This is a genomic window from Amycolatopsis sp. NPDC004625 (genome assembly GCF_040609695.1).
Classification (GTDB): domain Bacteria; phylum Actinomycetota; class Actinomycetes; order Mycobacteriales; family Pseudonocardiaceae; genus Amycolatopsis.
This window is the reverse complement of record NZ_JBEXKX010000027.1, coordinates 62,726-86,343: the sequence shown is the minus strand read 5'-3', so window position 1 is coordinate 86,343 and position 23,618 is coordinate 62,726. Positions and strand designations below refer to the sequence as shown.

Sequence of the window (23,618 nt, the reverse complement as noted above, 5' to 3'; positions counted from 1 at the left end):
ACGATGTCCGCCCACGCCGCACGCCGTATGGTCACACCGGGACACGCCGTCCGGTCGCGTCGCCGCCGCTCGTTCTGGCTCGTCGCTCTGGCGGCGTCGCTCACAGTCGTGCTCGGCGGCGTCGCGTCCAGCGCAGCCACCGCCGTCCCACGACACACCGGCACCGACCAGCTCGCTCCGGCACAGCCACCGTTGCCGCTGCCACCCAACCCGGGGTGCGAGCCGAATTCTGCGGAACCGGCCTGCCACCTTCCGAGCACGAGCTCGGCCCCGTCGATTCCGGCGACTCCCCTGCCGCCGATCACGGCGCTGCCCGCGCTGCCGTCGTGCTTCCCGGGCTCGTTGGATCCCGGCTGCGCGCCGGCGACCAGCTCGCCGTGTCAGGGGCCGAACTGCATCCCGCAGCCGTCCACGCTCGTGCCGAGCACGCCACCGTCGGCGTCGGTGCCGGACGGCGCCGGCGGCGACGCCGCGGAATGCGGCCTGACCGACCTCACCGGCTGCATGGTCGTCGCCGCGAGCACGTTGCTTGCCGCGGTCGTCGCCGCGGGGATGAACCCGCTGCTGGACCTGCTGGGCAAGACGCTGCTCACCACGCCGGAGCCGGATCAGCTGCCCGGCCTCGGCGCGGTGTGGGTCGGCTCGTGGCACATCCTGCTCACCGCCTACGTGATCCTCGTGCTGCTGGCCGGGCTGATCATCATGGGCTACCAGACGCTGCAGGCCCGCTACACCGTCAAGGAACTCGCACCCCGGCTCGTCGTCGGCTTCCTCGCGGGCACCTTCTCGCTGTTCCTGATGACCAAGGGCGTCCAGGTCGCCAACGCGCTGTCGGCCGCGGTGCTCGGCGAGGGCGTCGATCAGGCGCAGATGACGCGCAGCTTGATCTCGATGGTGCAGGGCTCCCTGCACGGCGGTGGCATCTTCCTCGGGATTCTCGGGCTGGTCCTGGTGGCGATGCTCTTGGTCCTGCTGGTGGTGTTCGTTGTGCGGGTGATGGTGACGATCCTGCTGGTCGCTGCCGCGCCGATCGTGCTGATGTTCCACGCCCTCCCTCACACCGAAGGTATCGCCTACCCCTGGTGGAAGGCCTCCGGCGGAGTGCTGGCGATCCAAGTCGGGCAGTCGTTGACGCTCGTGGTCACCGTGCGGGTGTTCTTCGCGCCGGGCGGGTTCACCATCTTCGGCCCGTCGCTCTCGTCGCTGATGAACCTTCTGCTGTGCATCGCGCTGATGTACGTGCTGATCAAAATCCCGTTCTGGTTCCTGGCGCCGCTGCGCTCCGGCCGCCCCTCGTTGCTCGGGCGGATCGCGCGCGGCGTGATCGCCTACAAGACGATGGGCCTGCTGTCCAGCGCAGCAGCGGCCCGCGGCACCTCGCGAGTTCGCCCCGACGGGCCGAGCGCGCCGCCGGATCCTCCTGCGACCCGGTCCGGGCAGTTCATGCTGCCGATGAAACTGCGCCGCTCCACCAGCTCGCGCCAAAACCCGCGCCGAGGATGGGACGAACTCCCCCGCGCCGGCGCGCTCGACGGAACGCCGGGGCCAGGCCAGCTGTCGTTGTTCACGACGCGCACCGGCGACTCGACGATCCGGACCAACCCGCGCGCGCTGCCGCTGAAGGATCTGCCGAACGCGCTGCCCGCCGACCAGCTCGGGTTGCCGATCACCGTGCGCCGCGAGCCCGACCGGCCCTCGCGACGCACGCTCGCCGATGACCTCGCAGCACCGCCGCCGACCGTTCGTCCAGCGCGGCAGCCGGGCCTGCTCACACCCGACGGGCGGATCAACCGCAACGCGCGACCGCCGACGAAGCTGCCGAACGCGCTGATCGCGCCGAGTGCGGGCATGCTACCGATCCACCTGCCGCCGCAGACGCCGCGGCCCGCGCGACGCAGCCTCGCCGACGAGCTCGCCGACCCCACCCGGACCACCAGCGCACCGCAGACCGGGCCGGGCCTGATCACGCCCTCGGGACAGATCAACCGCGCTGCACGCGCTCACCGCCGTCCCGCGCCCGACGCGTTCAGCGGGAACCGGCCGCTCGCGTCCGGGCAGTACCCGCTCCCCCTGGGCCTGCGCCGCCAGCCGAAACCCGTACCCCCGGCATCACCCACGCCGGTGCGGAAGCCCGGCGGCAAGCAGCTGCCCCTGCCGCTGGATCTGCCGCCGCGCCGGCCCAGGAAGTGAGGTAGCGAGGTCATGTCCCGACCTGTGCGCATTCCCGCCGACGTCGACCGCCCCGACCGCGTGTTCGGCCCGCTCACCGCGCGGCAGCTGACGATCCTCGGCGTCACCGGCCTGCTGCTCTACGCCCTCTACGGCGCCACCCGCAGCGTCCTGCCGCTGCCGCTGTTCCTGCTCGTCGCGGTCCCCGTCGGGCTCGCGGTCACGGTGGTCGCGCTCGGCCGCCGCGACGGCGTCCCGCTCGACCGCCTGCTGCTGGCCGCAATCCGCCAGCGCCGCGCGCCGCGCCACCAGGTCTCCGCTCCGGAGGGCGTCGGGCCGGTTCCAGCCTGGCTCACCGACGAACCCAAGCAGGACACGGTGGCGCCGACGCCGCTGGAGCTACCCGCGCGCGGTGTCGACAACGGGCAGACCGCCGGCGTCGTCGACCTCGGCGACGACGGTCTCGCGGTGATCGCCGCCTGCTCGACCGTCAACTTCTCGCTGCGCACGCCCGCCGAGCAGGAAGCACTCGTCAGTTCGTTCGCACGCTATCTGCATTCGCTGACCGCGCCCGTGCAGTTCCTTGTACGCGCCGAGCGGCTCGACCTGGCCCCGCAGATCACCGAGCTGCGCGACCGCGCCGGCGGACTCCCCCACCCCGCACTCGAAGCCGCCGCACTCGACCACGCGGACTACCTGGTCCAGCTCAGCCAGCATGCTGACTTGCTGCGCCGCCAGGTGCTGCTCGTGCTGCGCGAACCGACGCGTCCCGCAGTCGTCGACAGCGTCTGCTCGGCGCTGGGACGCCTCCGGCGACAGCCCGAAGCACCTGCGGTCGATCGGGCGGCGCGCCAGGCGTCCGAGCAGCGTCTCGCCCGGCGGCTCAACGAGGCGGTCGAGCTGCTCACCGCGGCCGGAATCGTCGTCACCGCGCTGGACGCGGCGACCGCGACGGGCGTGCTCGCCGCGGCGTGCAATCCCGACACCTTCCTCCCGCCCTCGGCCGCGCTGGCCGGCGCCGGCGACGTCGTGACCGCCGCCGACCTCTACGACGAATTCGAAGGTCGGTGAGCGCAATGCCCCGCACACGGCAACCCGGCTCAGCAGCTGCGACGTTCACGCCGGACTCGCTGTCGATCGGCGCACGGCATCTCGAGGTCGGCAACGAATGGGTCGCCTCCTTCGGCGTGACCGGCTACCCGCAGGAGGTCTACCCCGGCTGGCTCGCCCCGCTGCTGACCTACCCTGCCCGCCTCGACGTCTCCGTCCACATCCAGCCCGTCGACCCGGTCACCGCCGCCAGCGGCCTGAAGAAGCAACGGGCCCGGCTGGAGTCCTCCCGACGCCACCACGCGCGCCACAACCAGCTCGACGACCCGGACCTCGACGCCGCAGCCGATGACGCCGCCGACCTGTCCCGGCGGATCGCTCGCGGCGAGGGCCGGCTGTTCAAGTTCGGCCTGTACCTGACCGTCCACGCCCCCGACGAGCAGGCACTCGCGGAGGAGGTGTCGGCGCTGCGGTCGTTGTGCGCGTCGCTGCTGCTGGACGCCAAACCGGCCACCTACCGGTCGCTGCAAGGGTGGGTGACCACGCTTCCGCTCGGGCTGGACTCCCTCGGTCTGAAAAGGACGTTCGACACTGCCGCCGCGTCCGCGGCGTTTCCTTTCACATCACCGGACCTGCCCGCGACGGATCCGACGTCGACCTCGCCCAGCGGCGTGCTCTACGGCTACAACGTCGGCTCCCAAGGCCTCGTGCACTGGGACCGCTTCGCCTGCGACAACCACAACGCCGTCTTCCTCGGCCGATCCGGCTCCGGCAAGTCCTACCTGGTCAAACTCGAAACCCTGCGCAGCCTCTACCGGGACATCCAGGCATTCGTCATCGACCCCGAAGACGAATACGCCCGCCTCGCCGCCCAGGTCGGCGGCGCCTACGTCCACCTCGGCGGCGGAGGCGTCCGGCTCAACCCCTTCGACCTGCCCATCCACACCACGGCGTCCGGCCGGCGCACCGCGCCACAGGACGCCTTGAACCGGCGTGCGCTGTTCCTGCACACCGTGCTCGCCGTGTGCCTCGGCGCCGAGTTGACCGCCGGCGAACGCGCCGTCCTCGACACCGCCCTCATCACCACCTACGCCAACACCGGCATCACCACCGACCCGCGCACCTGGACCCGGCCGGCCCCGTTGATGCGCGACCTGCGCGACGTCCTCGCAGCTACCGGCGACGCCGTGGCCGCGGACCTCGCCGCTCGGTTGCACCCGTTCGTCGACGGCGCCTTCGCCGACCTCTTCTCCGGCCCCACGACCACCACACCCGACGGCCACCTTGTCGTGTTCTCCCTGCGGGACCTGCCCGACGAGCTCAAAGCGATCGGCACGCTGCTGACGCTGGACGCGGTCTGGCGGCGGGTGTCCAACCCGGCCGACCGGCGCCGGCGACTGGTGGTCGTCGACGAGGCGTGGCTGCTGATGCAGTCACCGGAGGGTGCGAAGTTCCTGCACCGGATGGCGAAGACGTTCCGCAAGCACTGGGCCGGGCTCACCGTCGCCAGCCAGGACATCGAGGACTTCCTGCGCAGCGAGCTCGGCCGCGCGATCGTGGCTAACGCCGCCACCAGCGTGCTGCTGCGCCAGTCACCGCAGGCGATCGACCAGATCGCGGCCACCTTCAACCTCTCCGAAGGGCAGCGCCAGTTCCTGCTCACCGCCGAGCGCGGTCAAGGTCTGCTCGGCTCCGGCACCGAGTGGGTCGCCTTCCAGGCGCTCGCGTCACCGACAGAGAACGTCCTGGTCACGACCGATCCCGCCGAACTCGCCGAGATCGCCCGAGACTTCGACGACCCCGCAGTCGAGGACGTCATCGACCTCGGCCCAGCCGGGTCGGAGGTCGCACCATGATCCGGCACCTGGGGTGGATCGGCGACTACCTGACCGACCCGTGGAGCGCGACGCACCACCTGCTCGCCGGCGCCATCGACGAGGCGGTGCGGTGGACGCCGATCGCGCTTCCGGTGCTGATGATCGTCGTAGCGGGCCAGGCGGTGGGTCGACGCTGGTGGCGAGGCAGGTGCCATGCCGCGCTGCTGGCTGACGCGCGGTGCGTCACCGTGCTCGCCCCGCCGACCGTCGACCCTGCCGGTGGCGTCCTGCTGTGGTCCAACCTCGTCGGCCTGCTGCGGCCGGGCTGGCGGCGGTGGTTGGCCGGCCAGCCGCACCTTGCGTGGGAGTACCGGTTTTCCGAGCACGGCGTCAGCCTGCGGTTGTGGGTCCCGGGCGTGATCCCGCCGGGGCTGGTCGAGCGGGCGGTCGAAGCTGCTTGGCCCGGCGCCCACACCCGCGCGGTCGTGGCCGACCCGCCGTTACCGGAGCCGAAGGCTGGTCTGCGCGCCATCACCGTCGGCGGTCAGCTGCGGCTCGCGAGGCCGGAGGCGTTCCCGATCCGGACCGGGTTCGACGCCGACCCGATCCGCGGCTTGCTCGGCGCGCCGGTCGGGCTCGGACGCGGCGAGTACGCGAGTGTGCAGGTCCTTGCCCGGCCGGCCACCGGTCGACGGGTCAGCCGAGCGCGTCGCGCCGCCCGGCGGGTGCATGCCGGCGCGTCGGGCCGGCTCGGCGGCCGCGTGCTCGACCTCCGCTGTTCGGTGGCAGGCTCCAGCGCCTGCGGGCGTCGCCAGCACTGAGGGACCAGCCGCAGGGGGCGCCGTGTCGAGTCGGACTGCACGATGCGTGCCGCCATGTCGTCTCCGCTTCCTCGTGGGACCTGGGAGCACCCCGGCGACCGGGACCGCGTCGGGGCCGGGCGAGGGGGATCGTTCCGTGCGAGAGGAATACGCCCGGGTCTCGCCCGGCAGGGCGGGTACAACCGGCCGCCGGGGTGCCACGGATGACCATGGAGCGGTCGTCCCTGGTCCACCAGGGGGACGAAACCGGGCGAATGTCGGGTCAATGGGGTGGCAGGTCGGTTGACCTGCGGTAATGTGGCGACTCGCGTGCGTAACGGAACGGGTGATGATCTTGGGTGGACGCCGACACGGCCTGATCCAGGCGCGCAAGGCCGCGATCTACACCCAGGAGTCGCTAGCCCACGCGCTCGACATGGACATGAAGACCGTTGGTACCTGGGAACGCGGCGAGGCCGAGCCCGTGCCGTACAAGCGGCCGAAGCTGGCCAAGCTGCTGAACGTGACGCTGGCCGAGCTGGAAGTTCTCCTGGCGGAGGGCACCACCGAGCGACCTGTGGAGCCGGCCCCGGCCGCCGAGGTCGCCGCGCCGAGTTCCGAGCCGGAACCCACGCCGCGCGGCGGCTGGCTTCTGCCGGTTATGGTGAATGGAAGGTCCGTACTTGTGCCGCTGAACGCCACCACCCTGAGCACCAGCGACCTCGGGCCGCTTCTGCCGCCCGCTCTCGTCGCCGGTGACGAGGCCAACCTTCCAGCGGCCGGGGCCGCGGAATGGGACGCCATGAGTCCACTTAGTCGTCGCTCGCTGCTCGCACGCGGCTTAGCTGCTTCGGCCCTCCCTGCCCTTGGCCTCGATGAACTGCAGCGCGTTGCCGAAGCTATGGCCGACGCCCGCCGCTACTTCGACGGCCCGGTGCTCGACTACTTCCGCCGCCAACTGGCCGCTTGCAAGGCCGACGACGGCACCCTCGGACCGGCCAAGACCTTGCCCCTGGTGCTCGGCGTGGTGGGCGCAATCGAAGAGCACGCCCGCGACGTCAAGCCGAACCTCCGCCGCGAGCTGCTCAGGCTCGGTGCCGAAAGTGCCGAGTTCGCGGGCTGGCTCTTCCGCGACGTGCGCGACTTCGGCCGGACGCTGTACTGGTACGACCGGGCTATGGAGTGGGCGCAAGAAGCCGGTGACACCGCCATGCAGGGCTACGTCCTGCTCAAGAAAGCGCAGCTGGCCTTTGACCAGCGCGAACCGCAGCAAATGCTGACGCTGGCCCAAGCCGTCCAGCACGGGCCCTGGTCCTTACCGTCCCGCGTCCAGGCCGAATCGGTGCAGCAGGAGGCGCGGGCGGAAGTCATGCTCGGCGCAACCGCCGACGCCGTGGGGCCAAAGCTGGACCAAGCCCGCCAGCTGCTGGGCGCTCGCGACGATGGGGCGTCCACACTGGGCGCGCACTACAACGACACGCTGCTGACCATGCAGACCGCGATCTGCTACACCGAAGCCGGAGCACCGCGGCGGGCGGTGGAGCTGTACGACGAGTCACTGGTGGAAGACCGGTTCTCGCCGCGCGACTACGGCTTCTTCTTGTCGTTGCGGGCCGGTTCGCTGGCACTAGCCGGGGAGCCGGACGAGGCCGCCCGGACCGGTGTCGAGTCGGCTGCGCGGGCCGACAGCACCAGCTCGCGGCGCACGAAGCAGGAGCTGGTGCGCGTTCTGGAATATCTCCGGCCTTGGACGAACCGACCCGCCGTGACGCAACTGCGCGAGGTCGTCGCTAGCTGACCCTGTACGCGTCAGTCGGCGGTTATCGACCGCCAGTTTCTCCCCGGTCGCCTTCAGAGCGAGAATGGAACCGTCCTTCTTCGACCCGATCATGCTGTGACGCATCATCTGAATCACTGCGGTAGGAGTCCTGGCGCTCCCTGTCCGCAAGATCCTCGGTTGACTGGTCGACCCGACCCCATGCATCGCCTGACGACACCGGCGTGTCGTCGCCGTAAGGCGGGTTGTCGCCGGTTGTTGAGCCGTATGGATTGGACATTCCTGCCTCCGTACTTGTCACTTAGATTGCGACAGAGAAGCAGGCTACTCCGAATAGAGATCGATTAAAACTCCGTTCGCACACTGGAGGGATACGAGTCCTCATCCTGCTGGTAAGCAGTGCCCTACGATTAGACGACAGGGTGCGAACTCTTCAAATTATGATCTTAACTGGAGATTTCGTACAGCTTGAGCGTCAATCCGAGTGATTTCCCAGCCAAGCTTGTACTTCGGCGATAACTTGCCCCTGCCACGCCCGAGATTGCGGATTGGCATACGTCGGGTCGTCGTGAACGGCGATGCCGTGCTGTGCGCCTTCGAGCTCCGTCAGTCGGTGCGGGGCGGTCAGCCGGCGATCTGCGTCCCGCGACGACTCCACCGGGATGAAGGTGTCCTTGGTGCCGTGCACGATAAGCGTGGGCGCCTGGATGTCGGCCAGCGCCCCACGGGCGTCCAGCCAGAACACCTCATTGAGTAGGGCGCGGCTCAGCCTGAAGCTCGGCGAGTGCGGCAAGAAGCCCTGCTCGCTCAGATCGCGGGCGGCCTCATCGGTTAGGTAGTCGTCCTCCCAGAAGTCCTTCTGGTCCACGAACCGCTGCTTGTAGTCGAGCAGCGGGTTGAACAAGACCAGCCGCTCGACGTCGGTCGGGCGTCGGGCGGCGTAGTAAGCAGCCAGTCCGCCGGAGAAGCTGGCCGCCACCAGCGACGCCGAAGCCAGGTTGGTCTCCCGGCAGAGGTAGTCCCGAGCTGCATGGATGGCGTTGAGGACCCCGGCGAGCGACAGCTCCTCCTGACGGCCTTCGCTCTCGCCGTGACCGGGGAGATCGAAGCGGAGTGAGGCTACCCCGCCTTCGGCCAGGCCAGCGGCCAGACGGGTGAAGAAGCCTGCCTCGTGGCGGGTGACACCGCCACCATGCACCAGCACAGCGGCGTGGCGGCTCGGGCCGTCCGGCTGGACGAGTGTGCCGACCAAGTTGAGGCCGTCGGGCGTGCGGACCGTGGTCTCAGTGCTGCGTGCGGTCATAGTTGCAGCCTAGAGGTGTGGATACTCCAGGCAACCCTGTAGCTCGGACCGGTTGCAGTCGCTGCTCTCCACGGAGGAGTAACAGTGTTGCACCTGGCTTCGGCTACAGAGAGTGTGCTGCGCGGTCCCTGATCGCCACACCGAGTACCGATAGGAGGACTTCTTGTTTGATGCGCCCCCGCAAGGCGCTCGCAGCGGATACCCCCGTATAGGCTCCCATCCTTCTACCGATGAGATGAAGCCGCAGGTCCGGAGGGGGACGGGATGCCGATGCCACAACAGGAAGCAGCCCCACGCCTAGCGAGTGAATCTTCTTTGTGGAGGTCAGGTGCCAAGCCTATCCGACTGGGTGCAAATTGCTTCAGCCGTCGGCGCAGTGGCCGCGGCGGTCGTTGGATGGCGCGCGGCCGTGGCGGCGCGAGCATCGGCTGACGCTGCCAACAAACAACTTCCCGAGCTGCGTAGACAGGTGGAGGCGAGCAACATCCAGGCGTCGGCTTCGCAGCGGCAAGTTGAACTTGCGCAGCAGGCCGCTCAAGATGCGTCCAGAGCTGCTCGCGAGGCCGTTCGCGCCAGAGCGGATGAGCGCGCTCCACACGTGATCGTAGCCCTCAGCGAGCCCAAGTGGCCACCATATGTTGACCCAAATCGCTCAATGATGCCGTATGCTAATGAACTCAGGCTCCTAGACAAAGAATCCATTCAACGATCCACGCAGGGCATGAGTGAGTTCTTTATGACCAAGCATGCTAACTGGTTCATGTGGTTCATGGGTACTGGTCGCCTTATCAACGAGGGGCCGACAGCGGCTCGCGTGCGAGTGAGTGGTGAAATAGTAATGGATACCTCACCTTCCCTTACTCATGCACCAGAGCGATCATTTGCCTCGACATATCCCATCCGAGGTGCTCAAAGAGTTGGCGATAGGGCCCGAGATGAATATCTTGTTGCTCCTGGCACGGCTATTGAGTTCGATTGGGCTATTGGTGCACCAGTAAGGGAGTGGGCCGAAAAAAGCAACGCTCCCGACGCCGCTGGAGGCGAGATTAGCACGGCAGTGTGGTCATACGGCGATGCCGGCACATTTGACAATATTCGGTCTGAGTTTAGAGCTCGCCCGCTACGTCAGGACGCGGATAATCCCAATCAGTGGCATCTCATTGAAGATACCATAGGGAGAATTGGGGTAGTGACCTATCCGGCAAAGCGCACGTGGCTCTTCGAGAATCAGTCGGATGATGCCTGAGTTTAGATGCGCGACTGCGGTAATATTAAGCTGTAAGTCCCCAGCTCGTGGAATGCGATACTCCTAACCGCGTGCGCGGCGACTGCTGCGTTGAGCGTGATGACACCGAGGGTCGTGCGCGGGTAGGCTTGCCGACTTGCTGTTGCCGCCGTGGCTTGCAAATTTTCTGGCACCTGCAATAGTTGAGGCATGACTGATTCGGGCGAAGCGCTGCTTTTGCAAACCTTGGGTGAAAACTTTCTGGCGTATGTTACTGCAACAACGTTAGAGACTATCCGATTGCGTCTCACGCAGACCCAAGAGACACTGTCAGCCGAGCGCGAAGAGGTTCTTGGAAACCTGGTGGCTTTTGTTCAGCAGGTTTCAGCCAGTGCCGAACATGCTGGGTGGCTCAACCACAGCTTCGCCGACGTGTTCGGAAGAATCCCCGACGGCGAGTCCGACTCCGTCGCCAACTCATTACGGAGGTCTTCGGGAGGTGATGTCTGGGAGCCGACGAACGAGGATCCAGCAACTCAGGAACTACTAGTTGCGCTTCGTGATGTGTATCCGATCATGCTACTTCCCGAGGAAGCGCCTTCCCCAATAAATCACGGTGCGCCGCTTCTAAGCGGTCCCCTCCACCGTCACCCTCGGCGCGAGAGGTTCGAAGCCGCGGTTATTGCTGACGAGGTGCTGATTCAATTATTTCCTGAGGAGCGAGAGGGTCAGGGAAGGGTTGGTATTGTGTACAGCAGCGCAGGTCATGGAGGTGGGACGCAACTTTGGCTTTTTGCAGGTCAACTTATCGGTGCGGGCTGGGAATGGGCTAAGCTGACAACTAGGGTGCCTAGTCTGCAGGAGCATGTGACTGGAGCAAAGTCTGCCCTCAACGTCCTCATTGCGGCAATCAAGAAAAAGCCTGCGAAGATACCGGTCAGGGTAGGTGTCACCGGCGTGCTGCTGCCTGATGGTTGTGAGCACATTGAACTTGGGTGGGCTACCCTGCGTCGTGCCGACGAGCGAGATGAGAATTCGGTGATTGACAATGCTCTGGCCGGTTCATTGCAAGCTAATCAACCGGACGGTACCTCGATTACGATCAAGTATAGCGGCGACATCGTGATGGAGATGGATATTGAGTACCGTCTCCGTTTGAAGGAAATCGATGTGATGAAGAGTGGCTGGCCGCTAGACCTTGATCCAAGTCTAACGATCGAGAAGCGTCTCGAAAACTTACGTCTCGGCCTACTGCTGGCCTTTCCTGATGAGCAACAACCGGTGATGGTTGCGCCTACATGGACTCAGATTGTAGACCCTACAAAATCACACATACTTGCGGGGTGGAATGACCCGCGAACCACGACAAACCTCCTGCCGCGCCAGTTGTCGACTGCAGATGTCGATTCTTGGAAGGAGTGGGCAATTCTCATCGGGGAAAAACGACAGAAGAGTATCGACGTTTCGATTCGGCGCGCGCTCCTTGCCGCATCGCAACGTCCCATGCCTGAGGATAAGCTTGTCGACGCCGTCGTAGTTTGGGAGAACCTGTTTGGCGCGGCTCAAGAGACCACACTTCGGGTTACTACATCCCTGGCGTGGTTGCTGGCCGAAGGTGCCGACGAGCGGAAGGGACTGCGGGAGCGATTCTCCAAGATTTATCGATTGCGAAGCGGGATTGTTCACGGCTCGAAGCAGTTGACGCGCGAAGAGGCTCAAACGGAGCCGGATGAAGCCCTGAAGATCGCATTAAATGCTTTGCGTGCTATCTTCCGCGACCGGCCGGATCTGATTGATGAGGCCGATGGAGGTGCACGAAGCAATAGGGTGCTGATCGGTGACTAGGCTAAATAGTGAGGTCAGGCGGCTGCGGCTTTATCACAGCTAAGCAGTCTTTGTCCTACGACCTCGGGTCCGGATCGCGAACGTACGGCAAGGTATCCGACTCACTTACCATAATAAGGCAAGAAAAATCCCGCAGAGAAGAATCGCATCTTCCCTGCGGGTTCGCGGCTACGAACTCGGCGTATTGCGCCGTCGGGCCGGCTTGCCGGGTTCTTCCGTGGTCGCCTCGGCGGGGTCGCCACCAGCCTCGAACAGCGCCTCAATGGCCTTGCGCCGGTCGGCGGCCTCCCGCTCGATCTCGGCCAGGGCTTCGGCGGCACGAGTCGCCAGCGTGCCATCGGCGCGCTTGCTCTCGATGTAGGCCCGGATGGCGTCCAGGATGGTTTCGCCGAGCGTCACGCCGTCCAGCTGGGCGACCATCGTCAACTGCGAGTGCAGCGTCTTGTCGAGCTTGACTCCAAGGGTCTTGGAGCCGCTCGGGGTGGGTTCCGACACGGAATCCTCCTCAGTGCGGGTGCGGCCGGTCATCCCCCGTTGGGATGGCAGCGACCGCACGACACCGGTGAGGTGTCGCGGCGCGCGTCAGGCGCAGCGCGCAAGGCGGGTGGCCTGGACGCCGAGCCGAGCGGCGGCCAGATCGGCATAGTCCGGATTCAGCTCGATGCCGAGCCAGTCTCGACGGTGCTTCTGCGCGACTGCACCCACGGTGCCCGTGCCCATGAACGGGTCAAGGACAAGCCCGGGTACCGGCGTGACCCGGTGGGAGCAGGCTGCGACCAATTCGCCCGTCGCTGGCCCCTTAGCGCTGTGCGGCCGAGGCCGGCGGGGCCGGGTCCACGACAGCCCGCAGGTCGGACAGACCTTCTCTGGGGTCGTCGCCAGCAGCGGCCGAGTGATCAGCTGCGGCGGGAACGTAGCGAAGTGCGCACCGCGGTAACGGCTCGTGGACAGCGTCCACACGTCGCCCGGGTTCTTTCCGTCCGGATGACCGGTGCGCCCCTCAGTGTGCAACCGTCCGAGCCCGCTACGGCTGGCAGCCAGCGGACCGGCCCAGTGTGGCCGAGGGGTCATGGGTGCCTGACTCGTCCGAGGTGTCGCCGTAGACTTCAGCGGCTCGCGGATCGCGTCGAGATCGAAGAAGTACCGCGGTGAGCGCACCAGGAAGTAGATGTACTCATGTGTTGGCGTTAAGCGGTCCGAAATCGAACTCGGTACGGGGTTGGACTTCGCCCAGACCACTTTGTTGCGGATAGTCCAGCCATCGGCGGCGAGACCGAGCAAGAGCCGTTCCGGTGCCAGCAGCAGGCTTTTCGGCGGTGCCCCGTATTTGGGATGGCGGCTGTACGAGTCGCCCAGGTTGAGCCAGAGTGAACCGGTGGGCTTTACCACGCGCCCCACCTCCCGCAATACCTGTCGTAGCGCCAGCGCCCAGGCGAAGACGTTGGCCTCTTGGCCGAGCTGGCCGGGCTGGCCATAGTCACGGAGGGCGAAGTATGGTGGCGACGTGATAACGGTGTCCACGCTAGCGGTCGGCAGCTGGCGCAGCACGTCCCGAGCGTCGCCCATGAGGAGGGCGTTACGCGGCAGGGGCTGGCAGCGCTTGTCGCCTTCGGGTTCGGGGCATGGCCGCCGCATCGGCCGGAAATCGACCCGCATTATTCTGAGCCTCGGTCTAGTGAGATTTGTATCTGTTGAGCATGCATGTTCCACCTCCTTCAGGGTTGCTTAGTGTGCATGGAGTCGCCTTAAAGCAACTGCACATGAAAGTTATACCGAGGATGCACCACTCGCAGCATTAGACCATACCCCGGAAATGTTCGGTTTTATTTCGGTTACTTCTAGAGTCCGACACAGACATCCCTTGCGTAAGCCCGGGGCTGAGGCTTGCGAAGTGAGGCCAATTATTGGGCGCTTTGGTCCTGCTCCTTCTTCACCAGACGCTTGATCGTGCTAACGCTTAAGCCGTAGGTCCGGGCCAGCGTCGGCTTTGACATGCCGTTGCGCCAGTCAGCCAGTAGCCGGTCTAGTTCGTCTGCACCCAGACGGTCAGCCACCCGCCAGGGCTGCCGCACGGCCACCGCCACATCCACGGATGCGGCCCCGTTCAGGACCGTGGGCAAGTCGGTCTGGTCGTTCGCGGCCATCCGTTCCAAGACGCGTTTGGCCTGGTCAACGGCCGTTTGACGGTTCGAGAACCGATGCAACATCTCCACATCGTCAGGAACCCCTTCGTTTCAGTCTTCTGGGCTGGTCGGAGGGGTTTTCTGCGTTCCGGGTTCGATCTTCGATGATCGTTGTTCCGCGAGATCTTGTGCTCCTGGTGGGGCAGAACTGGAGCACCACCCCAGCCCCGGTCCGGCGTCGGCGCGGTGTTCCTGCTGCTCCCAGACTGGTCCGGGGGCGTGCCCCCACCGTGGCGACAACCGGCGCCACCTGCCCACCGTCAGCCACACTCGGTGGCGGGGCCGCCGTGTGCCAGCAGCGCTCGAGATCGTCGAGCAGCCGCTGCTCGACCTCCGGGGCGACGTGGGCGCAATCGTCCGCGCCGAGGCCCGGGTCTTCGGCGGACCCAGCCACCGCATCGACCTCGACTCATGCAACGCACCCACCAACGGATCGATCACGATCACACCACGTCGAAGATCGACATTGTCCCGATGCAAGCCGGCCAGTTCGCCCCACCGGCAGCCGGTCCAGGCCGCCGTGATGACCAGCAGCCGCGCGATCGAGCCACCGTGACCGCGCTGTCCGCCGGATCGATCCACACCCGCCGACGCCGATCCACCTCCAGTCCCGCGGCGTAGACCTCAGCATCACGCCGCGAGCCGAATCCGGACACCGAACGAACACGGAGTACTGCCTCGAGAGGGTTCAGCGTTCGGTGATCGCGAAGCTGTCGTCGAGCTTGGCCACGAGGTCCCCCACAATGCCGGGCGCAAACTCATGCGCCCATTGGGTGGCTGCGTCCAAGAAGCCGAGGAGGTCTTGGTGCGTGCTGTGCAGTTGAGCGGTGACGATATCCAACGGTGCCGTGATCGCGTGCTCGATCGGGGGCAGGGCCTCGCCGAGGCCACCGTCGGGCCAGATGCGCACGGCGTTGTCGAGGTGCTCCACCCACGGTGCGGGGCTGTGGCCGAGCCACGGCTGGCCACCGTGCGGGACGGTGGTCCATTCGCGCCAGCCCTCCAGGCCGCAGCAGCAGCTCGGCGGGATAGCGACCCCTGTCTGCGAGTCGCGGGCCAGCAGACCGCCGGCGGCGATCAGGCGGTCGGTCTCGATGATGGCCCGAAGCACGGCGACAGCGTCACGAGGATGTGCAGCAGAGGCATCGGAACCCTGCGGCTGCAGGGCCGCCATCACCGTGCCGACGTCGAGCGGGGACATGCCCGCTGACATGTGGACAAGGGAACGCCCGACACGGGCTGCGACCGGCCAGAGGGTGAACCCGGTCGCGTCGGCCGCGTCGATCACCGGTTCCAGGACGAGCATGGCGGTCAGTCTTCACGGGCAGTACACCAGCCGGGAATCGACGCTGCACCGGGTGACCGTCGGCCGCAGTCGCGGAAACAATCATCCCGCCCTTGGACCAGCCCAACTCCGTCTGCGGCAGATGTTGACGTGTTGTGGCTGGCGCGATTACCGGGGCGAGCAGGTGATGGCCAAGTAGTCAGCTCAACTCCGGTCACGCCAGCGGCGGGGCCGGCGATCGCGGTTATCGGTGACGACATCGGGTGCAACATACGGCGTGGCCATGAATTCCTTGAGGGCGAGCGCTTCGCCAGTCTGAACGTCCAGCGCGATGGCCTCGGCCGCGGTCGCGGCGGGATCCTCGCCGGCGACCCAGCGGGCCAATGTCCTCGCGAGGTGGTAGACGAAGGTCGAGGGCACCAGATCCGCCCGGAAGCCGGGGGCTGCCACCTCCGCGACCACAGTCAGAGCACGCCGCGTGGTGCTCATCGGCCCGGTGGTGACCGCCTGCTTCACCGCGTCCACCAGGAGCTGGAGCAATGGAGACCACAATGGCTCCGGGACCAACCCGCACAACACTGCGGTCCATGTCGCGGCCGCCCACAGCGCGTCCACGTCGGGGCCGCGGCCGGCGACGTCGGCCATGGCGGTCACCACACCTGCCGCCAGTTCCCACAAGCCGCAGTCGAGCGCGACCGCGACGGACCGCCCGTAGTGCTCGACGGCCTCGCCGAGCCGTCCGCGGCGGGCGGCGATCCGACCGAGGTCGTGGTGGAAGGCGGCGGCCTCCTTGGGCTCATCCAGCCGGGTGGCGTGCGCGAGCCCGGTGGTGGCAAGGCGTTGCGCCGCGTCGAAGTCACCGCGATCGAGGTGACAGAGGGCCAGTCGGCCGATCGCGGTGACTTCCGCCCGGTCGTCGTGTATGAGGCGGCTGAGCTCCAGAGCTCTGGTGGCGGCGGCGATCGCCGCGTCGAGGTCGCCGGCCATCTGGTGCAACGCGGCCTGGTCGAGCTTGAACGCGCCCTGCCGCCACTCACTCTTGACCGCAACGGCGAGGTCGTAGCCCTCCACGGCGTACTGCATCGCCTCCTCGGCACGTCCCAGCCGCTTGCTCAGCTGCCCGAGCACGCCGACCGCGACGAGAGCCCCGTGCCGATCATCGTGCTCGGCGTGCAGGTCGCGGGCGGAGCGGGCCAGTGCCAGCGCTTCGTCGTAGTCGCCCTGCCGCATGGTGATGTCGGCCATCCGCATGGTCAGTTCCGCCCGGTTCGCGCAGGCTTCGCCGTAGCCGACGCTGCGACGGAAGTCGGCCAGCGCGGTGCCCCAGTCCGACCAGTGTGCGGCCAGTTTGCCGGTGAGCTCGAACCGCCGGGCCCACCGCCTGTCGAGGTCGTCCTGCGGCAAGCCGGCCCGCTCCAGCGTGGTGTCGAGGCGGCGGACGAGCTCGTCCGCCGCGGCCCGGTCGTCCTCGTGACGCGGGTCGTGCACGATGAAGAACCACAGCTCGCCCAACAGAGCGTCCACGTAGGACTCGCCGGTCTCGTGCGGGGTACCGTCGGCCCGCCGGCGCAGGGTGGTGATTTCCCTGTGCAGCAACCGGCTGATGCGTTCGTGTGTGGCGCCACCGGTCTGCGTGAGCAGCGCGCACTCGGCGAGCGCCGCCTCGGCCGCGGTCGTGCTCCGGTCCTGCCACTGGTCCAGCCTGCCGTTCACCGTGCCTACGTAGAGGTAGGCGCGTTCGATCCCGGACGGCAACGCAGTCCGCACAATCGCTTCGCTCGCGGGCCACTCCCCGGTGGTGAGCCGGTCGACCACGATCCGGCCGAAGTCCGCCGCCGGCCCCGACGGGACGCTCCACAGCGTGCCGATGTAGCCGCGGGCACCCGCGCGGACGAACTGCCGGCCCACGCCGGTCCAGGACTGGCAGGAATTGTTGAACACGATCGGCCGCCGGGTCATCGTCAGCCATTGCGGGATCAGCCAGCTCGGCAGCTTGAACCCGTCGGCCAGCACGATGGCCTCGTCCGAACCGTGCGTGTTGAAGAAGATCAGCTCGACCGGGAGGCTGCGCGACAGTTCCATCAGGGCCTGTGAGGACGCCTCGGATCCGGACAGCAGGACCGGGTGGGTGAAGTGAGTGCCCACCGAGCGCAGCACATCCGGGGTTTCCGACGTGCGGAAGAACCCGGGGTCGAACACCAGGCTGAACGTCCCGGGAGAGCGCTCGACCCCAGCGCCGTACAGCTCGTTCAGGATCAGCAGGGCCGGGTCGGCCGCGACGTGCCCGATGGGCTTGGTGGCCCAGTCGGCGTCGGCGGTGCGCACGAACGAGTAGGGCAGCCCGGTGGTGAACACGGTGAGGCGCCGCTCCCCGACCTGGGCGACGGCGGCCGCGGGCACCTGCGCGGTCACCGCGGCTTCTACAGCGGCGTAAGGGTTCCGCCCGGCGGACAGGTATCCCCACAACTTCCCGACGAAGTCGGCCGACCGCACGTCCTTGCCGAGCGCTCGGGCCCCAGCCTGCACCCGGGCCTGCTGTTCGGCGACCGCGCGCTGGACCGGTTCGAGATCCGGTGGCGGCGTGACCACAAGCCTCGTGCCGCGGTGGTGCGCGTAGACGGCGCCGAGCAGGGCCGCGGTGTCGGCAGTGTTCTCCACCAGCACCGCCTCGTCCCCGCTCGACCCCCTGTCCTCCACCGACAACGGGTCGAGCGGGGGCACCTCGTGGTCAACTGCACGCAGCACCGCTCCCGTACGCAACGCGACGAACAGCGAGCCGACCCAGGCGGTGAGGTCGTCGATCGCCACGTCGAGCAGCCGTCCGGGCGCACTGTCCGGGTCGCGCAGCAGGTGCCACCCGGCGATGGTCAGGCCCGGCAGGTCCGTGCACGGCAGAGACAGGGTCTCCGGCACGCTCGCGAACATCGCTGAGCTGCCGGGTTGCTCGGGATCGCGGCCGGACTCGGCCCACACTTCGTCGGCTTCCGCGAGCAGCGCCGGATCCCTGGTGTTCAGTTCCTCCGGCGCGAAGGCGTGCAGAAACACGACGCGCCGGACACCCATCCGGTGCACGAGGTCGGACACCAGTTCGTTGTGCTTGAGCCACGACCGGTACGGCGACAAAGCCCGCCGCAGCCGATGGTCCTCGGCGATCTCGGCCATCGCCTTTCGTGCCGTCTCGGGATCGCCGGACATCACCTCGTCCCGCCCCAACGTTGCGCCGATGCGCTGCATGGAGGCGTCCTGGGCGCGGCGGAACCGGCCGTAGAGCTCGATGTACTCCGCCTGCGGCATCGGTGGCGGCTCGATCGCGACGATCGGGGTGAGCCGGTCCGCAGGCAGGCAGGACGTCACGATCGCCGCCTCCCGCACCTGGTCCGGCCGGCACACGATGACCGTGTCCGCCACGTCGAACACCGGCTCACTCGTGACGGTGACAGTGAGCTCAGAGGTGCCTGGCGGCAGCGAAACCCGCACCCCGCCCCGGTGGAGAGCGCACGGCGCGACTGATTCGACGGTCAAGGTGATCTTGCCGGGCAGCGCGAACACGGCTCCCCGCTCGGTGGCCTGACCGGCCGCGTCGACGGCCAGCAGCCAGTCGAGCGGCGAGCGCAGGTCGAACCGCTGGGTCAGGGCCGCCGCGACCGGGCCGCCGTCGCGGCTCTCGACGAGTTCCAGCTCCCGGGTGCCGATGCCGAGCCCTTGCCGTACCCGCGTCACCGGCACGTCCGCCGACGGCAGTGGTTCCGGCGCGACACCCGCTGCCAGCAGGTGCTCATTCACTGTCAGCGCGGGCTTTCGGTGCAGGTCGAGCAGGGCCGAGGCGAGCAGTCCGTCCGCGAAGCGGAGCCGGATCCCGTGTGACAGACCAAGATCCACGATCTAGAGCCCTTGAAGGTAGGAGTCGACCAGCGAGCAGCGGACCAGCCGATCGCCGCGCAGCTGCTGCCGGCTGAGCTCGCGTCCCTTGCGTACCATCGAGTTCACCAGCACCGGCGTGGACACCCCGACGTAGATCGCGCCCCAGTAGGTGGTGGCCGGCAGCGCCAGGGCCAGCAGCCCGCCCAGCCCCGCGAACGCCAGCGACACGACCAAGTAGAACCAGGACCATTGGAACCGGCCCGGATCGTGGCGAATCCCGTACAGCCGGACGATCTCCGGTGCCAGTGCCCCGGCCATGCCCAACAAGAAGACGACTGCTGAACTCACCGAGCAAAGCTACCTGATCCACGCAGCCGCCAAGCCCGTTTCGGATTCGGCTGTTCGGGTGCATTCCCCTTCGATCAAGCCGTTCGGCTGGTCGGAGGGGCCACACCAAGGCCGACAGGGAGATGTGGACGGCCGCCTGGCGAATTCTTCGCCCTGCTGACGTTCTGGACTACGTGGCCCGCGTGCGGTCGCCGGTGGTGCGGGCGGCCTCACGTGCCGCGAGCTCGACACGGTCGTGGAACTCGGGCCACCCGTCGGGAAGGTTGTTGACCGTGGGGTGGTAGCCGGCGCGGCCGTCGATGAGTTCGCGGACGATGTCGGCGTGACCGGCGTGCCGGCAGGTCTCGGTGATCATGTGGACGAGCATCCACTGCAAGGTCACGTCGCGCATGCCTTCGGGAAAGTGGGGCACCTTGCCGGGTGAGTCGAGATCGAGTGCCGCGATGGTGGCGTCAGCGTGCTCCCACGACCGTTTGTACTGCGCAATGATGTCGTCGCGTGTCTCTTCGGGGCGGGCGAGGAAGTCCTCTGACTGCGTGCGGTCGACCAGCCACTCCCCCGCGTGGGCGGGCCGGTCGAACACTTCGCCGAAGTAGCCGAACTCGTTGCCCGTCAGGTGTTTCACCAGTCCGAGCAGATTGGTTCCGGTCGGGGTGAGCGGCCGGCGCGCGTCGTACTCGGACAGGCCGTCGAGTTTCCACACCAGAACGTCGCGCACCTGCTGCAAATACAGATGCAAATATGTCTTCGGATCCACGCCCCGACCCTAGGAATCCGGTACCCCCGCGGTCTTGGACATGCGTGCCGCGTCGATCGACGATGCGTGCCACGTGGTTGGATGGCCGGGTGGACTCGGTACGGGGCTCGGTTCGGCTGGACACCGAACGGTTCGGTGTCGACGCCTTCCGCGACGGCTGGGAAGCGCAGGTCGGCGACGGTTTCACGTTGCCCGCCTTCCACCACGAAGCCACGGCCGAAGCCGTCGTTCGTGGTCTCGCCTCCCGCGTCGGGGACTCAGTCATCACAGACTTCGAAGCCGCCACGCGCGTGCGGGTCGATTCCGCGTTTCCCGATACTGGCGAACTGCGGCTCTACGTGGTGCATCGTGGCGCCTACATCCTCAGACGTGAACGCGACACTTCAGCTGTCGACGCCGGCCAGTTCGTGCTGAGCCGCTCGATCGGGGTCACCGGCTACGAGGTCGCCGCGGGCACCACCGCCCAGGTGATCGGGCTGCCCGCCGAGGCGCTGGGCTTGTTCGCCGACGGCACGCAGGCGACCGGCCCGGCGGCTGCCGCGGAGGTCCAGATGCTGCTGGCACACACGAGTGCTGTCCACGCGACACTCGGCGACCTCAGCGAAAGCGGCGTCCACGCCAGCCGCAACGCACTGGTGGAGCTGGTCCGCGGGGTTTTGCACGGATATGTCGACGGCACCGAACCCGGCCTGGCCGGCCCGCTGGTCCACGCGGCGGGCAACCTCGCCGATCAACTGCTCACCGACCCGGACCTGACACCAGCGCTGCTGGCGCGCCACCTCAAGGTCTCGCTGCGAACGTTGCACCGGGCCTTCGCGTCGACCGGCGAGCCCGTCGCGGCGTACATCCGCCGACGTCGTCTCGAGCAGGCGCGCCGCGCGCTCCTCTCGCCGTTCCACCCCACGGTTTCGGAGATCGCGGCACACTGGCAGTTCGCCGACAGCAGCCACTTCATCCGGATGTTTCGTCGCCACTACGGCCAGACGCCGGCCCAGTTCGCCCGCGATCACCATCACTGAGCGTTCTAATACTGGCTTCAGGTTGGTCGGGGAGACTGAGCCGCGTGCGGATCATGATCGCGGATGACGAGGCGGCCATCCGTGAGTCGCTGGAGCGGGTGCTCCAAGTCGAGGGGTACGACACCAGCACCGTCGCCAACGGTCTCGCCGTGCTCGGCGGGGTCGGTGACGACGCGCCGGATCTGCTGATCCTCGACGTGATGATGCCCCGCCTCGGCGGGCTGGAGACCTGCCGGCGGTTGCGGGCGGCGGGCCGGGAGCTGCCGGTGCTGATGCTGACCGCCCGGGATCAGGTCTCCGACCGGGTCGCGGGGCTGGACGCGGGCGCCGACGACTACCTGCCCAAGCCGTTCGCCACCGAGGAGTTGCTGGCCCGGGTGCGGGCCCTGCTGCGCCGCCGCGCGCCGGGCGAGGACGAGTCGCAGATCCTGTCGTTCGCCGACGTCCGGGTCGATCCCGACCGGTTCGAGGCGTGGCGGGGCGGGCGACCGCTCCGCCTGACCCGCACCGAGTTCTCCCTGCTGCAGGTCCTCGTGCGCAACGCGACCCGGGTGTTGACCCGCTCCGCGCTGTTCGAGGCGATCTGGGGCTTCGACATGAGCACCACGGCCAACAACCTGCAGGTGTACGTGAGCTACCTGCGCCGCAAGCTGGAAGCCGAGGGTGAGCCGCGACTGATCTACACGCTGCGCGGCTTGGGGTACACGTTGCGGGAGACTCCTCCGTGAGCGGGCCCGCCGGCCGGCTGACCCGGTGGTGGCGCCGGCGGTCCCTGCGGACCAGGCTGACGGTGATCGCGGCGACGGCCATCGCGGTCAGCGTGTTCGTGGCCTTCCAGGTGGCCATTGAGCTACTGGACCGGGGGCTGCAGGACACCGCGAAGGATCAGCTGCGCGCCGACTCCCGCGTGCTCGCGACGAACGCGGAGCGCGCCGGTCTGGCGCAGGTCCGGCTGGCGGCTTATCCCGGATCCGGTGGGCTGGTGCGGGTCGTCCTGCCCGACGGCTCGACCCGGACGCCGGCCGGTCAGCCCGCGCTGCCCCCGGTCAGCGAGGACGCCGGGCGCGTGGCGCAGGGCGCGTCGGCCGACCTGATGGAATCGATCGACAGCGATGACGACCGCTACCTCGTCTACACGCTGCGGGCGGGCGACGGCGCGGTCCAGGTGGCCCGCGTCGCCGATGACAGCACGAACAACGAGTTCGGGTGGGGCATGGTGCTGATCGGGCTGCTCTGCGTGGCCGGCGGCGCCCTTGTCGGGCGGACCGTGGCGCGGGCCGGGCTGGCCCCGATCGACCGGCTGACCGCCGCCGCGGTCCGGGTCGCGCACACCCGGGATCTCGACGCCGACATCCCGGACGAGGGCGGTGGGGAGATCCGGCGGCTGATCCGGTCGATCAACGACATGCTCGCCGCGCTCCGGGAATCCCGCCGAGCCCAGCGGCTGCTGGCCGAGGACGCCGCCCACGAGCTCAAGACCCCGCTGACCAGCCTGCGCCTCAACGCCGAGCTGCTGATCCGGCTCGATCGGCGCGGCACCCTCGACAGCGCGCTGCCGCCGGAGAGCCGGACCCGGCTGCTCAACGACCTCGGCGCCCAGGTGGCCGAGCTGAGCACCCTGGCCGCCGAGTTGACCGACCTGGCGCGCGGTGACGTCAGCGACGAGAGCACCGAGGTGCTCGACCTCGCCGACGTGGTGGTGGCCGCCGCGGCCCGGGCGCGTTCCCGGGTGCCCGACGTCGAGGTCGCGCTCGACGTGAGCTCCGTGTGGGTGAGCGGACGTCCCGCCGGCCTCCAGCGGGCGGTGCTCAACCTCATCGACAACGCCGGCAAGTGGTCTCCCGCGGACCAGCCGGTCCAGGTCCGGCTCCGTGCCGAGGGCACGTCGGCGGTACTCGAGGTCGACGACGCCGGGCCGGGTATCGACGCCGCCGACGTGCCGCGGGTGTTCGACCGGTTCTACCGCGCCGACAGGGCGCGGGCGTTGCCGGGATCCGGTCTGGGGCTGTCGATCGTGCAGCGGGTCGTCGACGCCCACGGCGGCCGGGTCGCCGTCGCCCGGTCCGCACGCGGTGGCGCGCTGCTCCGGGTCGGCCTTCCGGCCGCGGCCTCGCCCGCCCCGATCGCGCGGCTCACGGCCGGGGAGGACACCGCTGTGCGCTGACCCGCCTGCCGAGCA

18 protein-coding genes and 1 pseudogene are annotated in these 23,618 nt (G+C 67.9%); 11 read left to right on the top strand and 8 right to left on the bottom strand.

Translation table 11 applies throughout. The annotated features are described in order from the left end of the window. The first annotated feature begins 3 nt into the window (after nt 1-3). The 5 genes and pseudogenes from ABZW17_RS28295 to ABZW17_RS28275 all read left to right on the top strand — a co-directional run bounded on the left by ABZW17_RS28295 (nt 4) and on the right by ABZW17_RS28275 (nt 7,634). Nucleotides 4-2,190, top strand: a complete 2,187-nt coding sequence (locus tag ABZW17_RS28295) for a hypothetical protein (RefSeq protein ID WP_354820617.1) — start codon at nt 4-6, stop codon at nt 2,188-2,190. 12 nt (nt 2,191-2,202) lie between these two features. Beyond that, nucleotides 2,203-3,240 (top strand): PrgI family protein, encoded by a 1,038-nt coding sequence (locus ABZW17_RS28290; protein ID WP_354820614.1) that lies wholly within the window; start codon nt 2,203-2,205, stop codon nt 3,238-3,240. A 5-nt stretch (nt 3,241-3,245) separates the two neighbouring features. Further along, the gene (locus ABZW17_RS28285) at nt 3,246-5,075 is read left to right on the top strand and encodes a DUF87 domain-containing protein (RefSeq protein ID WP_354820611.1); all 1,830 of its coding nucleotides are present in this window, start codon (nt 3,246-3,248) and stop codon (nt 5,073-5,075) included. Beyond that, nucleotides 5,072-5,809 (top strand): annotated as a pseudogene (locus tag ABZW17_RS28280) (type VI secretion protein); the annotation flags it as partial. The gene ABZW17_RS28285 and the pseudogene ABZW17_RS28280, both read left to right, overlap by 4 nt. A 376-nt stretch (nt 5,810-6,185) precedes the next feature. Further along, the gene (locus tag ABZW17_RS28275; protein WP_354820608.1) at nt 6,186-7,634 is read left to right on the top strand and encodes a helix-turn-helix transcriptional regulator; all 1,449 of its coding nucleotides are present in this window, start codon (nt 6,186-6,188) and stop codon (nt 7,632-7,634) included. A gap of 454 nt (nt 7,635-8,088) precedes the next feature. Here ABZW17_RS28275 and ABZW17_RS28270 read toward each other — a convergent pair whose 3' ends face one another. Beyond that, entirely contained in the window at nt 8,089-8,916 is an 828-nt protein-coding gene (locus ABZW17_RS28270; RefSeq protein WP_354820605.1) for an alpha/beta fold hydrolase, read from the bottom strand. Between the two features lie 721 nt (nt 8,917-9,637). Between ABZW17_RS28270 and ABZW17_RS28265 the strand changes: the two genes are divergently transcribed. Together ABZW17_RS28265 and ABZW17_RS28260 are read left to right on the top strand one after the other, a co-directional pair. Beyond that, nucleotides 9,638-10,162 (top strand): hypothetical protein, encoded by a 525-nt coding sequence (locus tag ABZW17_RS28265; protein ID WP_354820602.1) that lies wholly within the window; start codon nt 9,638-9,640, stop codon nt 10,160-10,162. A 189-nt stretch (nt 10,163-10,351) separates the two neighbouring features. Beyond that, complete coding sequence (locus ABZW17_RS28260) at nt 10,352-11,986, top strand: hypothetical protein (RefSeq protein ID WP_354820599.1); 1,635 nt, start codon at nt 10,352-10,354, stop codon at nt 11,984-11,986. A 168-nt stretch (nt 11,987-12,154) separates the two neighbouring features. Here ABZW17_RS28260 and ABZW17_RS28255 read toward each other — a convergent pair whose 3' ends face one another. From ABZW17_RS28255 to ABZW17_RS28245, 3 genes are all read right to left on the bottom strand, one after another. Further along, complete coding sequence (locus tag ABZW17_RS28255) at nt 12,155-12,481, bottom strand: hypothetical protein (protein WP_354820596.1); 327 nt, start codon at nt 12,479-12,481, stop codon at nt 12,155-12,157. 87 nt (nt 12,482-12,568) lie between these two features. Beyond that, complete coding sequence (locus ABZW17_RS28250; protein WP_354820593.1) at nt 12,569-13,642, bottom strand: site-specific DNA-methyltransferase; 1,074 nt, start codon at nt 13,640-13,642, stop codon at nt 12,569-12,571. Between the two features lie 245 nt (nt 13,643-13,887). Then, nucleotides 13,888-14,193 carry a hypothetical protein gene (locus ABZW17_RS28245; RefSeq protein ID WP_354820590.1) on the bottom strand — a complete coding sequence of 102 codons (306 nt, stop codon included), beginning with the start codon at nt 14,191-14,193 and terminating at the stop codon, nt 13,888-13,890. A 265-nt stretch (nt 14,194-14,458) separates the two neighbouring features. On the opposite strand from ABZW17_RS28245, the gene ABZW17_RS28240 reads away from it, so the two are divergent. Next, complete coding sequence (locus ABZW17_RS28240; RefSeq protein ID WP_354820587.1) at nt 14,459-14,725, top strand: hypothetical protein; 267 nt, start codon at nt 14,459-14,461, stop codon at nt 14,723-14,725. Nucleotides 14,726-14,857: 132 nt separating this feature from the next. Here the strand turns inward: ABZW17_RS28240 and ABZW17_RS28235 are convergent, their stop codons facing one another. The 4 genes from ABZW17_RS28235 to ABZW17_RS28220 form a co-directional block, all read right to left on the bottom strand. Continuing rightward, complete coding sequence (locus ABZW17_RS28235; RefSeq protein WP_354820584.1) at nt 14,858-15,475, bottom strand: hypothetical protein; 618 nt, start codon at nt 15,473-15,475, stop codon at nt 14,858-14,860. A gap of 183 nt (nt 15,476-15,658) precedes the next feature. Further along, a complete protein-coding gene (locus ABZW17_RS28230) occupies nt 15,659-19,333 on the bottom strand; it encodes a hypothetical protein (RefSeq protein ID WP_354820581.1) in 3,675 nt (1,224 codons plus the stop codon). A 3-nt stretch (nt 19,334-19,336) separates the two neighbouring features. Next, nucleotides 19,337-19,663, bottom strand: coding sequence for a hypothetical protein (locus tag ABZW17_RS28225; RefSeq protein WP_354820578.1), 327 nt, complete (start codon nt 19,661-19,663; stop codon nt 19,337-19,339). Between the two features lie 169 nt (nt 19,664-19,832). Next, nucleotides 19,833-20,420, bottom strand: a complete 588-nt coding sequence (locus ABZW17_RS28220; protein ID WP_354820575.1) for a DinB family protein — start codon at nt 20,418-20,420, stop codon at nt 19,833-19,835. Nucleotides 20,421-20,482: 62 nt separating this feature from the next. On the opposite strand from ABZW17_RS28220, the gene ABZW17_RS28215 reads away from it, so the two are divergent. Genes ABZW17_RS28215 through ABZW17_RS28205 form a run of 3 tightly spaced genes read left to right on the top strand, consistent with a single transcriptional unit; the run spans nt 20,483 to nt 23,603 of the window. Then, nucleotides 20,483-21,439, top strand: a complete 957-nt coding sequence (locus ABZW17_RS28215) for a helix-turn-helix domain-containing protein (protein ID WP_354820573.1) — start codon at nt 20,483-20,485, stop codon at nt 21,437-21,439. A 44-nt stretch (nt 21,440-21,483) separates the two neighbouring features. After that, the gene (locus ABZW17_RS28210; protein ID WP_354820570.1) at nt 21,484-22,167 is read left to right on the top strand and encodes a response regulator transcription factor; all 684 of its coding nucleotides are present in this window, start codon (nt 21,484-21,486) and stop codon (nt 22,165-22,167) included. Further along, the gene (locus ABZW17_RS28205; RefSeq protein ID WP_354820567.1) at nt 22,164-23,603 is read left to right on the top strand and encodes a HAMP domain-containing sensor histidine kinase; all 1,440 of its coding nucleotides are present in this window, start codon (nt 22,164-22,166) and stop codon (nt 23,601-23,603) included. Before ABZW17_RS28210 ends, ABZW17_RS28205 begins: the two co-directional genes overlap by 4 nt. Nucleotides 23,604-23,618 lie beyond the last annotated feature (15 nt).

What these genes read in the sequence shown, in the direction of transcription:
- ABZW17_RS28250 (WP_354820593.1), bottom strand. Translation starts at nt 13,642, where the DNA reads ATGCGGGTCGATTTCCGGCCGATGCGGCGGCCATGCCCCGAACCCGAA.
- ABZW17_RS28245 (WP_354820590.1), bottom strand. Translation starts at nt 14,193, where the DNA reads ATGTTGCATCGGTTCTCGAACCGTCAAACGGCCGTTGACCAGGCCAAA.
- ABZW17_RS28235 (WP_354820584.1), bottom strand. Translation starts at nt 15,475, where the DNA reads ATGCTCGTCCTGGAACCGGTGATCGACGCGGCCGACGCGACCGGGTTC.
- ABZW17_RS28265 (WP_354820602.1), top strand. Translation starts at nt 9,638, where the DNA reads ATGAGTGAGTTCTTTATGACCAAGCATGCTAACTGGTTCATGTGGTTC.
- ABZW17_RS28270 (WP_354820605.1), bottom strand. Translation starts at nt 8,916, where the DNA reads ATGACCGCACGCAGCACTGAGACCACGGTCCGCACGCCCGACGGCCTC.
- ABZW17_RS28260 (WP_354820599.1), top strand. Translation starts at nt 10,352, where the DNA reads ATGACTGATTCGGGCGAAGCGCTGCTTTTGCAAACCTTGGGTGAAAAC.
- ABZW17_RS28290 (WP_354820614.1), top strand. Translation starts at nt 2,203, where the DNA reads ATGTCCCGACCTGTGCGCATTCCCGCCGACGTCGACCGCCCCGACCGC.
- ABZW17_RS28285 (WP_354820611.1), top strand. Translation starts at nt 3,246, where the DNA reads ATGCCCCGCACACGGCAACCCGGCTCAGCAGCTGCGACGTTCACGCCG.
- ABZW17_RS28215 (WP_354820573.1), top strand. Translation starts at nt 20,483, where the DNA reads ATGCGTGCCACGTGGTTGGATGGCCGGGTGGACTCGGTACGGGGCTCG.
- ABZW17_RS28275 (WP_354820608.1), top strand. Translation starts at nt 6,186, where the DNA reads ATGATCTTGGGTGGACGCCGACACGGCCTGATCCAGGCGCGCAAGGCC.
- ABZW17_RS28295 (WP_354820617.1), top strand. Translation starts at nt 4, where the DNA reads ATGTCCGCCCACGCCGCACGCCGTATGGTCACACCGGGACACGCCGTC.